Origin of the sequence: Elioraea sp. (assembly GCF_051860475.1) — a bacterium.
Classification (GTDB): domain Bacteria; phylum Pseudomonadota; class Alphaproteobacteria; order Acetobacterales; family Acetobacteraceae; genus Elioraea.
Window position 1 is genome coordinate 1 of the sequence record NZ_JBHYDW010000130.1, and the last position, 12,728, is coordinate 12,728.

Here is a 12,728-nt window from a genome sequence, read left to right on the forward strand (position 1 = left end):
ATGCTGCGCGTGCCGCAGCGGGTGCTGCTGCCGCTGATCCTGATGTTCTGCGTGGTCGGCGCCTTCAGCCTAAACAACAACGCGATCGACGTGCTCATGATGGCGGCCTTCGGCGTGCTCGGCTGGGTGCTGCACAAGGCGGACTTTGAACCCGCGCCGCTCCTGCTGGCCTATGTCCTCGGGCCAATGTTCGAGCGCGCGGTGCGCCAGGCGCTGCTGATCGGGTATGGCAGCCCGGCGATTTTCGTCACCGAGCCGATCTCGGCGAGCTTCCTTGCGCTCGCCGGGGCGGTCCTGGTCGGCCCTGCCCTCCTGCGCCGGATGCGGCGCGGGGCGCGCTGAGGCGCGCATGCTGGATGCCGGCGCGGTCATCACCGCGGATTTCCGGGAGATGCCTTGGTGGTGGGAGGCGCTGCCCGACGACGCATCCCCGGGCTACGAAGCGCCATTGCCGCAGCGCGCCGATGTACTGATCGTCGGCGCCGGGCTCACTGGCGTTGCCGCGGCGCATGATCTCGCCTGCGCCGGCCGCGAAGTGTTGGTGCTCGATGCCGGCGAGCCCGGACAGGGCGCGAGTTCGCGCAACCACGGCATGCTCGGCCGTAACTTCAAACACCCCTTCGCTGGTCTGATCGCGCGCCTCGGCCTCGCCGCCGCGATCGGCTGGTACCGCGAACTGGATGAGGTCTATGCGGCGACTGTCGCGCGCATCGAAACGGAGGGCCTGGACTGCGGGTTCCGCCGATGCGGCCGCTTTATCGGCGCCCTCTCGCCGCGCCACTACGAGAGCTTGGCGTACGAATACGAACTCCGCGCCCGGCACCTCGGTGCCGAGGTCGAGATCTTGCCTGCCATCCGGCAACGCGAGATCGGCTCGGCGCGCTATCATGGCGGTGTACTGATCCATGACAACGCGGCGCTGCATCCGGGGCTCTACATGCGGGCGATGCTGCGGCGCGCACAGGCCGCCGGTGCGCGCATCGTCGGCCGGGTCGCGGTGCAGGCCATCCGCCGCGACGGGACCGGATTGACCGTACTGACCGAGCAGGGCACGGTGCATGCGCGGGAGACGATTGTCGCGACGAACGGCCTGACACCGCCCGCCTTCGACTGGTTCGCCCAGCGCCTGGTGCCGATCCACGCCTATACCGCGATGACCGAGAAGCTGCCTGCGGAGCTAGCGCGGCGCCTGCTGCCGGGCCACCGTACCTATCACGACAACCGGCGGCGCTCGAACCCCTTCCTGCTGGCCCCCGACGGCAGCAACCGCTTGCTCTTCAGCAGCCGCAACGGTGCGCTGCCGCCGCGGCGCATGCGCGACCGTGCCGCTGCGTTGCACCGCGACATGCTGTTCTTTTTCCCCGAACTCGCCGGCATCCGCTTCACCCACGCCTGGGCCGGACGCTGCGCCGCCACCTGGGATCTGCTGCCGCATGCCGGTGTTCAGGACGGCATACACTACGCTCTAGGCTACTGCTTCTCGGGAAATGCCATGGCGCCCTATCTCGGGAGCCAGATCGCGGCCCGTCTGCTCGGGCGCGAAACCGCCCCGTCGCACTTCATGATGGCCGGCTTCCCGAAGGTCCCACTGCTCGCCCGCAGCAGGCACTTCATGCCGTTGCTCGCCACCTATTACTCGCTCGCCGATCGGCCCGCGGCGCGTCGTGAGCCGGCATCCGCACCGACATCAGGCCTGCGCATTCCCCGCTGAACCCGCGGCGCGCCGCAGCAGGTTATGACCTGCCCCCGAGATTTCGGACCATGGATGACGTGAGAGATTGGCTCCCCGAAGGAGAGGGAGCATGCGCAGGTCGAGGTTCACGGAGGAGCAGATGGTGGCGATCATCCGGGAGGCGGATCGCGACGGGGTGGGGGTGGTTGCGAAGCGGCAGAAGGTGAGCGAGCAGACGCTGTAGACGTGGAAGAAGCGGTTCGGGGCGTTCCAGCTGGACGACGGCTGGACAGCCGAGCGGGTGGCGGAGGCGCTGTTCATCGACGCCGAGACGGTGCGCGCGCACCGGCGGCTGTATGGGGCGGGAGGCCGGGCCGGGGTGGAGCGCCTGGCCTCTGTCGGCCACGCGCCGGTGCTGAGCGCGGCGCAGGCCGCGGAGCTGTCGGCCGAGCTCTCGGGACGGGTCTACCTGACGGCCAAGGCGGTCTGCGGTTTCGTCGCGGCGCGCTTCGGCCTCACCTACACGCCGCACGCGATGGCGCGCCTGCTGGGCCGGATGGGCTTTGTCTGGAAGCGGCCGAAGGTGGTGCCGGCCAAGGCCGATGCCGAGGCACAGCGGGCGTTGCTTGAAAGCACGCTGCTGCCGCTGATGGCCGAAGCCGAGGCCGATCCGGCCACGCCCCTGCTGTTCGTGGACGCGACCCACCCCGCCTATGATGCCCACCCCGCACAGGGCTGGATCCGGCGCGGTGAGCCGGCGGTGCTGCCGAGCAACCACGGCCGGGTGAACGTCACCCTCAACGGCGCGCTCTCCTGGCCCGCGCGCGAGGTGATCACCCGCGAGGCGACGAAGATCACCGGCCCCGAGATGGCCGCCTTCTTCGCCCAGATCGAGGCCCGCTACCCGGCCGCGCGCCGGATCACGCTGATCGCCGACAACGCCACCTACAACCGCGCAGCCGTCCTGCGCGAGTGGCTCGCCAGGCCCGGCTGCCGGGTCCGCGTCGTCTACCTGCCGCCCTATGCGCCGAACCTCAACCTCATCGAGCGGCTGTGGTGGTTCTTCAAGAAAAAGGCGCTCTGGAACACCCACTACCCGAGCCTGGCCGACTTCCGCGCCGCCATCCGAGGCTTCTTCGACAACCTCGGCCAGTGGAAGGCCGAACTCGCCTCCCTCCTGACCAACCGCTTCCACCTCATCGGACATCAGACACCGCAGATCTCATCGGCGTAGAGGGTTATCTACGGCATTCTGCTCGAAGCAGGATACTGAGTGATCGCGCGCATGGAAAGGACGGGGGATGTGGGACTCGATTTGGTGCGGCGCGGGTGTCGCGACGATGCAGGGCAATGCGCTGGGTATGGTGCCGAACGGCGCGGTGGCGGTGGACGGTGGGCGTATTGCCTGGGTCGGGGCGGTCTGTACGCTCCCAGGCCGGCCAGAAATACTCGCGCGTGAAGTACACGACTGCACGGGTGCACTGGTCACGCCTGGGCTGGTTGATGCGCACACGCATCTCGTCTTCGGTGGCGACCGGATCGGCGAGTTCATCGCGGCGCTCCATGGCTCGACACGCGCGGAGCTGGCGGCCGCGGGTGGAGGCATCCTCGCCACCGTCCGCGCAACCCGCGCGGCGGACGACGCCACCCTGCTCGAGACCGCGCGCGCTCGGCTGGAGTGCCTGGCCGCGGAAGGCGTCACCACGGTCGAGATCAAGTCGGGCTATGGCCTGGACCGCGATACCGAGCTGCGGATGCTGCGCGTCGCCCGACGATTGGGCGCGCGCGATGACGTCGATGTCGTCACCTCCTTCCTCGGCGCCCATGCGCTCGCGCCGGAATTCGCGGGCAGACCCGACGCCTTCATCGACTTCCTCGCAGAGGAGGTGCTGCCGGACGCCGTCGCCGAGGGGCTCGCCGACATGTGCGACGGGGGGATCGAAGGGTTGTCGATCCCGCACGAGGCGATGCTCCGGCTCTACGCGAAGGCGCATTCGCTCGGGCTGCCCGTGCGCGGCCACACCGACCAGTATCGCGACGTTGGCGGGGCCGCAGCGCTCGCGCGGATCGGGGCACGCTCGGCCGATCACCTGGAGTATGCGAACGAGGCCGGTATCGCGGCGATGGCGCGGGCCGGCACGGTGGCGATGCTGCTGCCAGGCAGCACGCTGTTCCTGCGCGAAGCGAAGCGTCCACCTGTCGAGGCGTTCCGTCGCGAAGGTGTTGCGATGGCGCTCGCCACCAACTGCAACCCAGGCTCCTCGCCGATGCTCTCGCCGCTGCTCGTGCTCGCACTCGGCTGCACGATGTTCCGCATGACGCCGGAGGAGGCGCTGCGCGGCTACACGGTCAATGCGGCGCGCGTGCTCGGCCGGGAGGATCGGATCGGCCGGCTCGCGGCCGGATACGAAGCGGACTTCGTCGTGTGGGGCGTCGCCGACCCGGCCGCGCTCTGCTACTGGCTCGGCGGCAATCCCTGCCGCCAGGTGGTGAAGGCCGGCAAGGTCGTGCGCGACAGTCGCGCTTGAGCTACGCCCCGCCCAGCGCCGGCGGCATCGCCGCGAGCACGTCGCGCGGCAGATGGCAGGCGATCCGGTGATTGCCATCCACCTCGAGCACGGGCGGCGCGTCGGTGTCGCAGACCGGACCGATCCGCCGCGGGCAGCGATGGGCAAAGACGCAGCCGCGCACGCTGTCGCCGGAGGATACGTCGCCGGCGAGCCGGATCCGCGAGGCGGCGCGGTCGCGCGCGCCGACCAGCGGAACGGCCGAGAGCAGCGCCTCGGTGTAGGGATGGTAAGGCGGCGTCAGCACCGACGCGACGGGGCCGTCCTCGACGATCCGGCCGCGATACATCACCGCGATCCGGTCCGCGACATGAGCGATCACGCCGATGTCGTGGCTGATGAACAGATAGGCCACGCCGAGCCGTGCGCGCAGCTCCTCCAGCAGGTTCAGCACAGCCGCCTGCACGGAGACATCGAGCGCCGAAACCGCCTCGTCGCAGACCACGAAATCCGGGCGGCTCGCGAGCGCGCGCGCGATGCCGACGCGCTGCTTCTCCCCGCCCGAGAGCTGGTGCGGATAGCGGTCGCGATAGGCAGGCGAGAGCCGCACCAGTTCGAGCAAACGGTCCACCTCCGCATCCGCGGCACGGCCCTCGGCCACGCCGAACAGCACCACGGGACGACGGATGATCTCGGACACGGTCTTGCGCGGATTGAGCGAGCTGTCGGGGTTCTGGAACACGATCTGCGCGCGGCTGCGGAACGCGGCGTCGGGCTGGTCGGGAACCTCGGCGCCCTCGAAGGCGAGCCGGCCGGCGTCGGCCGGAATCAGGCGGAGCACGAGCCGGCCGAGCGTGCTCTTGCCGCAGCCGGACTCGCCCACCAGGCCGAGCACCTCGCCGCGGTGGACGGCGAGTGAGACACCGTCCACCGCGCGCACGACGGCGGGCGGATCGAGGCGCGGCACGATGCCGCTGAACGAGAGGCGCGCGAGCAGCCCGCCCTGGCGGAAGCCGCGATGCAGCCCGGCCGCGTCGAGCAGCGCCGCACCGTTGCGGTCGCGCACGGGCGGCGGCAGCGCCTCCGGCTCCGGCCAGGCGAGGGTCTCGTCGGCGCGGCGGCAGCGCACAGCGCGTCCGTCGGGGCGCGAGGCGAGCGCCTGCGCGGCGTCGCATGGCGGCTCGGCAAAGGGGCAACGGTCGCGGAAGTTGCAGCCCGGATCGGGATGCGTCAGGTCCGGCAGGCCGCCGGGGATTGGCGTCAGGCGGGCGACGCGGCCGCGATCGGCCCGCGGCAGCGCGCCGAGCAGGCCGCGCGTATAGGGATGGGCGGGCGATCCGAGCAGATCGGCCGCAGACCCTTGCTCGACCACGCGCCCGGCGTAGAGCACCGTCAGGGCGTCGCACAGCCGGTCGACGATGCCGAGATTGTGGCTGACCAGCAGTATCGACAGCCCGCGCGCGGCGCGCAGCCCGTCGAGCAGATCAAGGATCTGCGCCTCGACCGTTACGTCGAGCGCAGTGGTTGGTTCGTCGAGCAGCAGCAGGTCCGGCTCGCCGGCAAGCGCGCTCGCGATCACCGCGCGCTGCTTCATTCCGCCCGAGAGCTGATGCGGATAGGCGCGCGCGATCGCCTCGGGGCGCGGCAGCCCGACCTCGGCGAGCAGGGCGACGCAGCGCGCCTGCGCCTCGCCCGGCGAGAGGCCGCGATGCAGGATCAGCGGCTCGTTGATCTGCGCGCCGACGGTGAGCGCCGGATTGAGCGCAGCCGAGGGGTCCTGGAACACCACGCCGATCCGCCGCCCGCGCAGCCGTGGGGCCTCGCGGAACAGGTCCTGGCCGTCGAACCGAGCCGATCGCGCCGCCACCTCCACGCCCTCGCCCAGCAGGCCGAGCACCGCAAGCACGACGCTGCTCTTGCCCGAGCCGCTCTCGCCGACCAGCCCCATCGCACCACCGCGCGGGATCGCCAACGAGACGTCCTGCAGCGCGGCGAGCTGTCCGCGCCGTGTCGCGTAGCTGACCGACAGCCCGTCCAGGGCGAGCAGTGCGTCGGTCACGCTCAGCCGCGTCCGGCAAGGCGCGGATCGAGCAGCTCGCGCAGCCCCTCGCCGAGCAGGTTCACCGAGATCAGCAGCGCGCAGAGGCAGATGCCCGGCATCAGCCCGATCCAGGGGGCCCGGTCGATGAAGGGGCGGCTCTCGGCGATCATCAGCCCCCACTCGCTTGCCGGGGGCTGGGCGCCGAGGCCGAGGAAGGACAGCGCCGAGCCGAGCAGGATCGCGAAGGTGATGCGCAGCGCCGTCTCGACGATGATCGGCGGCCAGGCATTCGGCAGAATCTCGACCGCGAGGATCCAGGCCGCGCGCTCGCCGCGCGCGCGCGCCGCCTGCACGAAATCCTCCGCCAGCAGCCCGAGCCCGACCGAGCGGACAATCCGCGTCATGATTGGCACATAGACAAGGCCGACCGCGATGATGGTCTTCCAGAGCGCCGGGTCGGTGACCGCGAGCACTAGCAGGCCGAGCAGGATCGGCGGGATCGAGATCAGCACGTCGACCGCGCGCATGATGGTCTCACCCACGGCGCCGCGGTCGAACGCCGCGATCAGTCCGAGCGGAATACCGAACAGCAGGCTGAGCGAGGTCGCGCCGAACCCCATCAGCAGCGAGTAATGCGCGCCGGCGAGTACGCGCGAGAACACGTCGCGGCCGAACTCGTCGGTGCCGAACCAGTGCGTCGTCGAGGGCGGCAGCAGGCGCGAGCGGACCGAGAACATGTCCGGATCGAACGGGGCGATCCACGGGCCGAGCACGGCGAGCACGATGAAGGCACCGACCACGACGGCGCCGAACACCAGCGTGCCGGGAAGCCGGCGCGCACCGCGGAATGCGGCCGCCGTCATGCCGCGCTGCGCCCGTAGCGGATACGCGGGTTCAGCATCGCGTAGACCAAGTCGGCGCCGAGATTGGCGAGCGTGTAGACGGTGGTGACCACCATCATCCCCGCCATCAGCAGCGGGATGTCGTGATGCTCGATCGCGAAGATCAGCATCCGCCCGAGGCCGGGATAGGCGAACACCGTCTCGACCACGACGATGCCGCCGATCAGGATGCCGATATCGACCGCGAGCACGGTGACGGTCGGCAGCAGCGCGTTCGGCAGCGCGTGACGCCGCAGCACCAGCCCTTCCGGCACGCCGCGCGCACGCGCCGCGAGCACATAGCCGCTCTCGAGCGTCTCCAGCATCGAGGAGCGCGTCAGCCGCGAGATATGCGCGATCAGTCCGGAGACGAGGGTGAAGACGGGCAGGATCAGATGCGTCGCCCAGCGCAGCACCCCACCCTCGGCGATCGGGGTGTAGCCGGTGGCCGGCAGCCAGCCGAGCCAGGCGGCGAACAGGATGATCAGCAGGATGCACCAGAAGAACTCGGGCACGGCGATGAAGAAGTACTGCCCGAGCGTCAGAACCCGGTCGGTGATCGTGCCCTTGTGCACGGCCGAATGCACACCGAGCGCGATGCCGATCACCGCGACCAGCACGATGCTGATCGAGGCGAGGATCGCCGACCGGCCGAGCGCCTCGACGATCAGCGGGCCGACCGGACGATCCATCACCAGGGACTCGCCGAAGTCGCCGGCGAGCATGCCGGAGAACCAGCGCCAATACTGCACGTGCAGCGGATCGTTCAGCCCGAGCCGCTGCTCGAGTGTCGCGATCGCCTCGGCGGTCGCGTACTCGCCGAGGATCATGTAGGCGACATTGCCCGGCAGCAGGTGGACGATGCCGAAGATCAGGATCGTCATCGCCCACAGCACGCCGATCACGGCGAGCAGGCGCTGCGCGAGATAGGCCCCCATGCGGCGCTGCCCGGCCGGCTCGGGATCAGGCCGCGTTCCACCCCTTGCGCAGATCGAACCAGCGCATGGGATGGGTCGCGACATCCTGCACGCTCGCGCGATAGGCGCAGGCGAAGTTCACCGAGTAGGCGATGTAGCCGGCCGGATCGGCCGCGAGCGCGCGCTGCATCTCGAGATAGTTCACCTTCTGCTTCTCGGGATCGCCGGTCAGCCGTGCGGCGTCGAGCGCGCGGTCAACCGTCTCGTTCTTGTAGTGCCAGAGCCGCGCATTCCACGTCCCTTGCGAGTGCAGGAACGGATGTGTGCCGGTGTCGATGGTCGGACGGGCGAAGTAGCCGTCGACATAGAACGGCGCCTTCCCCGAGACCTCGGCGTTGTAGCGGCTGAACGGCACGCGCTGTACGTCGAGCTCGAAGCCGCCGGTCCGCGCGAGCTGCTGGAGCGTCACGCCGAGGCGCTCGCGCACCGGTCGGCCCACGGGGACGACGATCGGCACGCGCACGCCGTTCGGATGCCCCGCCTCGCGCAGGAGGCGCCGCGCGCCGGCCGGATCGGCGCGGGTAACGGGAATGTCGGCGGCGAAGAACGGATGGTTCGGCGGGATCGGGCTGTGCGTCGGCGCGCCCTCGCCAAACAGCACGAGCTCGACCACGTCGCGCTTGTCGACGGCCATGTGGAAGGCGCGGCGCACGCGCGGATCGTTGAACGGCGCGATCGCATTGTTCATGATCGCCGCGTCCCACGAGCCGGTGGCGACACTCTCCACCTTCAGCGCACGGTTCTCAGAGAGCGGCTTCACCTGCTCGGGCGGGATGTCCCACACCACGTCCATGTCGCCGGCCTGAAGGGCCGCGATGCGCACGGCCATCTCGGGCACGATCCTGAGCTCGACCGTCTCGAAGCGCGGCATGCCCGACTCGAAATAGTCTGGGAAGCGCGTCAGCACCATCCGGTCGCCGGGCGTGTAGCTGCGCATCGTGAACGGACCGGTGCCGATCGGCGCGGTGGCGAGCGTGTCGAGATGGTCGTGCGGGATGATCTTCACCTGGCGGTCCGACAGGATGTCGGCGAAGCCGCCATAGGGATAGGACAGCCGGAAGACGACCGTGTAGGGATCCGGCGCCTGCATGTCCTCGATCATCATGTAGTTGCTGCGCGGCGCTGCGGCGGTCTCGGGGTCGAGGATGCGGCGGTAGGTCGCGATCACGTCGGTCGCGGTCATCTCGCGGCCGTTGTGGAACTTCACCCCGCGGCGGAGCCTGAAGGTCCAGGTCTTCAGGTCCTCGCTGAACGTCCAGCTTTCGGCGAGATCGGGCTCGATCGCGAGATCCTCGCGCATCCGCGTCAGGCCGTTGAACACGAGATTGTCGTAGATGTACTCCTCGCCCAGGGTAGTCTTGGCCGGGTCGAGCGTGCGCAGCGACGTGCCGAGCGCGATCCGCAGGTTGCCGCTGGCCTGCGCGGAGGCGCGCTGCGGCACGAAGAACGGTGCGACGAGTGTGGCGGCACCGAGATGGCGACGGGTCAGGCGAAGCATTGGCAGCCTCCTTTTCTGCGCGCGGCCGCGGCCGCGTCTCTCATGACGAGCCTTGCGCGCGGTCAGGTTCGACCGCGCGGATCACAAACTCCTCCATCCAGGGCTGGTACTCCTCCCACAGCGCGCGCAGGCGGGGAACCGGATCCGCACCGTTGTCCACGCGCAGATCGACCAGCGGGAAGCTCTCGCAGTGCACGACCAGCAGCACCGCCGACAACACCGGGCCGTGCTCGCCGCCGGCGGCGAGCCCAGCCTCCAGCCCGCTGAGCAGCCGCTCGGCCAGCAGCGCGGACGGATCGGCGCCGAACGCGTCCGCCATGGCTTGAGGGACGCGATCATTGGCGAGAATGTTGCCGATCGCGATGCAGTCCGGCGTGTGGCCCGCGCCGAAGGCGGGCTTGACCTTGGTGCCGTGGAAATGCGCCGTGCGCCCGGCGGCGTCGATTGCCGCGAGCTGGCGCCAAGCATGATCCGCCGTCGAGGCGACGAGTGCCTCGACCGTCTCCTGCGCGGTGCAGCCCGAGCGCAGCAGGGCGATCCCGCGCGGGCCGAGGCGCGGATCGGTACGATGCTGCGTCAGCACCGCGCCCACGCCCGCCGCACAGAACGGCACGCGCGAGCCGACTGCGATGTTCGAGGTCGAGACGGCGGCGCCGAACTGGCCAGTTCGCGCGCACCGACCGATCAGCGAGAAGGTCATCATCCCCCTAGCGTCGCGGTGGCCAGCGTTCCGGCGCCGTGATCCCGTTCGCTCCGGATCGGCACCGTGTCTCCCGCGGTCATTCAACGCGCGGGCCACCTCCATGTCCAGTCCTGACGTATCGGCACGCGGCCGGTTGCGCATTTGCCGCATCGGTGCTCGCATGCGCGTCTGAACAGTCCGGGGAGAGGAGCATGGCGCATCTTCGTCTGCGCAAGTTCAACACGCGCGACGTGTACGGCCCGCAGGCCCTGGACAACGACGTGTGCATGGTCGTGCGCGCGGGGAACCACGTCTATCTGCGTGGCCAGACCGGGTTCGATCTCCAGAACCGTTTCGTCGGCGCGGGCGATCCCGCCGCCCAGGCCGAGCAGGCCATGTCGAACGCCAAGGTGCTGCTCGAGGAGGCGGGGGCGAAGGTGGAGCACATCGTCCAGCTGCACATCTACCTGCTTGACCGCGCGCATCGCAACCTCGTCTATCCGGTGATCGGGCGCCACCTGAAGGGCGTGTTCCCGGTGATGACGGGACTGATCATCGCCGGGCTCGCGATCCCGGAGATGCTGGTCGAGATCGACGTGACCGCGGTGATCCCGGCGGAGGAGCGCTAGTCGGGCGTGGTGTCAGCCGGAGGTCAGGCGCGCGATCGTTGCCATATCGAGGCGAGGCGGCAGCGCAGCGCCGGAGCAGGCGGCGAGCAGGACCGCGGCGGTGACCGAGGCCGCTGTCTTGAGCTGGTGCGGATGCACCTTGTCGCGCGTGTCGGCGCGGGTGAGCAACAGCGACAGCGCCGAGCCGGGCCGCTCGAACCCGGCGCAGAGGCGGAAGGCGGGGATGCCCGCGCGCAGATAGTTCGCGTGATCCGAATTGCCCATGAAGCCAGGATGAAGCCCGACGGAGAGGCCGGCAGGCGCAAGGGCTGTGCGCAGGAACGCGTCCATGCCCGGCACACCGCTGGTGAGCGCGGTGAGCGTATCGTCGCCGGCGACGGAGTCGAGATTGACGTTCAGCACGCGGCGCGCACGGTCCGCCTCCGGCATGGTCGCGAGATGCGCCTCGGACCCGGCGAGCGCCCACTCCTCGATCGTGAACAACCCGATCTCGATCCCGCGCGGGAGATCGGGCACGACATCGGCGAGCGCCTCGGCGGCCGCGAGCGCGCAGGCCAGCCCCGAGGCGTTGTCGATCGCGCTCTCGGCGAGGTCGTGGCCGTCGATATGCGCCGACAGCACGACCAGCGCCTCGCCCGTGCCTGGGATCGTGGCGAGCAGGTTCGTCGCCTCAGCGTCGGCGAAGACGCCGTCGACATGCAGGGTGACGGGCCGCCCGTCGAGCGCGGCGAGGCGGGCGGCCTCCTCGAAGCCGACGCCGACGCAGGGGATGTGCCCGGCCCCGCCATCGCCCGACGAGCCTGTAACCGGCCCGACCCCGGGCAGGTGGGCGGCGATCAGGAACCCGGCCGCGCCGGCGGCGCGCGCGGCATCGTATTTGCGCCGGCGATGCACATGGTCGCGCCCCAGCATGAACTCGTGGCGCACGAGAACGATCGCGCCGCGCACCGTTTTGCCCGCGCGCGCGATGTCGACCGGCGTGCCGCGGCCGAGATCGACCAGCGGCGCGGTCAGCCCGGCCGCCGCCGTGGCGACCGAGCGGACCAGCGCGTGCGCCGCGAGCGCCTGCCCGTCCGGCAGCGTCACGCGCGCAGGGCCCCGTGTCCAGCCGCGATAGGGCACGGGCTCGCGCCGGACGGGGGCGATTGTGCTCAGCCGCTCGGCCAGGAACGCCTGCGCGCGCGCCTCGCTCGCAGTGCCGGCGAAGCGCCCGCCGAAGTCGCAGAGCGCGTGGAAACCCTCGACGATGCGCGGGCTTGCCCAGATGCGTCCGAGCACCGCTTCAAGCACCGCCGATCCGGAAACCGCCACCCTACCCTCCATGCCGTCACGGGAGAGCGCCATGTCCGACCCCAAGGCCCACGAAGCCGCCCTGGCACCCGCCCTGCCGGACATCCTCGCCATGGCGCAGCGCGTTGTCGATATCGACAGCGGCAGCTACGACGCGGCGGGCGTGAACGCCGTCATCGACATCTGGGCCGGCATGCTGCGCGGCCTCGGCTTCGCGGTCGAGCGTGCGCCGCTGCCCGGGCGCGGCGAACAGATGACCGCCGAGCTCGCGCTCGGCAACGGCCCGCGGCTGCTGATCCTCGGCCACGCCGACACGGTCTGGCCAGCCGGAACGGTTGCGCAGTGGCCGTTCGCGCGCACGGGCGACCGGATCACCGGTCCCGGCGTGGGCGACATGAAGACCAACGTGGTGATGGCGCTGTTCGTGCTGCGCCATCTGCTCGGCGAGGGCCTCACCGGGCTCGGCAGCATCATGATGCTGATCGTGCCGGACGAGGAGATCGGCAGCCCGCAGAGCCGCGACTGGATCGAGTCACATGCGCGACGCGCCG

At 70.3% G+C, this 12,728-nt stretch carries 12 protein-coding genes; 6 read left to right on the forward strand and 6 right to left on the reverse strand.

The features are described 5' to 3' along the window. From ACTIFU_RS18505 to hutI, 4 genes are all read left to right on the forward strand, one after another. Positions 1 to 342, forward strand: a 342-nt coding sequence (locus ACTIFU_RS18505; RefSeq protein ID WP_439579797.1) for a tripartite tricarboxylate transporter permease, incomplete at its 5' end; no start/stop codon positions are given. Positions 343 to 349: 7 nt separating this feature from the next. Beyond that, entirely contained in the window at positions 350 to 1,711 is a 1,362-nt protein-coding gene (locus ACTIFU_RS18510) for an NAD(P)/FAD-dependent oxidoreductase (protein ID WP_439579798.1), read from the forward strand. 235 nt (positions 1,712 to 1,946) lie between these two features. Next, positions 1,947 to 2,906, forward strand: a complete 960-nt coding sequence (locus ACTIFU_RS18515; RefSeq protein WP_439579808.1) for an IS630 family transposase — start codon at positions 1,947 to 1,949, stop codon at positions 2,904 to 2,906. Between the two features lie 67 nt (positions 2,907 to 2,973). Continuing rightward, positions 2,974 to 4,200 carry an imidazolonepropionase gene (gene hutI, locus ACTIFU_RS18520; RefSeq protein WP_439579799.1) on the forward strand — a complete coding sequence of 409 codons (1,227 nt, stop codon included), beginning with the start codon at positions 2,974 to 2,976 and terminating at the stop codon, positions 4,198 to 4,200. Between the two features lies 1 nt (position 4,201). On the opposite strand, the gene ACTIFU_RS18525 is transcribed toward hutI, so the two are convergent. Genes ACTIFU_RS18525 through ACTIFU_RS18545 form a run of 5 tightly spaced genes read right to left on the reverse strand, consistent with a single transcriptional unit; the run spans position 4,202 to position 10,279 of the window. Beyond that, positions 4,202 to 6,238: a dipeptide ABC transporter ATP-binding protein gene (locus tag ACTIFU_RS18525; RefSeq protein ID WP_439579800.1), complete on the reverse strand. Its 2,037-nt coding sequence runs from the start codon at positions 6,236 to 6,238 to the stop codon at positions 4,202 to 4,204. A 2-nt stretch (positions 6,239 to 6,240) separates the two neighbouring features. Further along, complete coding sequence (locus ACTIFU_RS18530; RefSeq protein WP_439579801.1) at positions 6,241 to 7,083, reverse strand: ABC transporter permease; 843 nt, start codon at positions 7,081 to 7,083, stop codon at positions 6,241 to 6,243. Beyond that, on the reverse strand, positions 7,080 to 8,039 hold the full coding sequence (locus ACTIFU_RS18535) for an ABC transporter permease (protein WP_439579802.1): 960 nt from the start codon (positions 8,037 to 8,039) through the stop codon (positions 7,080 to 7,082). The genes ACTIFU_RS18530 and ACTIFU_RS18535 overlap by 4 nt, the downstream gene beginning before the upstream one ends. A gap of 25 nt (positions 8,040 to 8,064) precedes the next feature. Beyond that, positions 8,065 to 9,576, reverse strand: coding sequence for an ABC transporter substrate-binding protein (locus ACTIFU_RS18540; protein WP_439579803.1), 1,512 nt, complete (start codon positions 9,574 to 9,576; stop codon positions 8,065 to 8,067). Positions 9,577 to 9,616: 40 nt separating this feature from the next. Further along, positions 9,617 to 10,279, reverse strand: a complete 663-nt coding sequence (locus ACTIFU_RS18545; protein WP_439579804.1) for a DUF1028 domain-containing protein — start codon at positions 10,277 to 10,279, stop codon at positions 9,617 to 9,619. 191 nt (positions 10,280 to 10,470) lie between these two features. On the opposite strand from ACTIFU_RS18545, the gene ACTIFU_RS18550 reads away from it, so the two are divergent. Next, positions 10,471 to 10,887, forward strand: a complete 417-nt coding sequence (locus tag ACTIFU_RS18550; protein WP_439579805.1) for a RidA family protein — start codon at positions 10,471 to 10,473, stop codon at positions 10,885 to 10,887. Between the two features lie 12 nt (positions 10,888 to 10,899). Here ACTIFU_RS18550 and ACTIFU_RS18555 read toward each other — a convergent pair whose 3' ends face one another. After that, positions 10,900 to 12,198 (reverse strand): M28 family peptidase, encoded by a 1,299-nt coding sequence (locus ACTIFU_RS18555; protein ID WP_439579806.1) that lies wholly within the window; start codon positions 12,196 to 12,198, stop codon positions 10,900 to 10,902. A gap of 31 nt (positions 12,199 to 12,229) precedes the next feature. Between ACTIFU_RS18555 and ACTIFU_RS18560 the strand changes: the two genes are divergently transcribed. After that, positions 12,230 to 12,728: M20/M25/M40 family metallo-hydrolase (locus tag ACTIFU_RS18560; protein ID WP_439579807.1), on the forward strand; the 499-nt coding region annotated here is incomplete at its 3' end.

Bases quoted from the DNA above. Each gene is read 5' to 3' on its own strand.
- ACTIFU_RS18535 (WP_439579802.1), bottom strand. From the start codon at position 8,039: ATGGGGGCCTATCTCGCGCAGCGCCTGCTCGCCGTGATCGGCGTGCTG.
- ACTIFU_RS18510 (WP_439579798.1), top strand. From the start codon at position 350: ATGCTGGATGCCGGCGCGGTCATCACCGCGGATTTCCGGGAGATGCCT.
- ACTIFU_RS18545 (WP_439579804.1), bottom strand. From the start codon at position 10,279: ATGATGACCTTCTCGCTGATCGGTCGGTGCGCGCGAACTGGCCAGTTC.
- ACTIFU_RS18550 (WP_439579805.1), top strand. From the start codon at position 10,471: ATGGCGCATCTTCGTCTGCGCAAGTTCAACACGCGCGACGTGTACGGC.
- ACTIFU_RS18530 (WP_439579801.1), bottom strand. From the start codon at position 7,083: ATGACGGCGGCCGCATTCCGCGGTGCGCGCCGGCTTCCCGGCACGCTG.
- hutI (WP_439579799.1), top strand. From the start codon at position 2,974: ATGTGGGACTCGATTTGGTGCGGCGCGGGTGTCGCGACGATGCAGGGC.
- ACTIFU_RS18540 (WP_439579803.1), bottom strand. From the start codon at position 9,576: ATGCTTCGCCTGACCCGTCGCCATCTCGGTGCCGCCACACTCGTCGCA.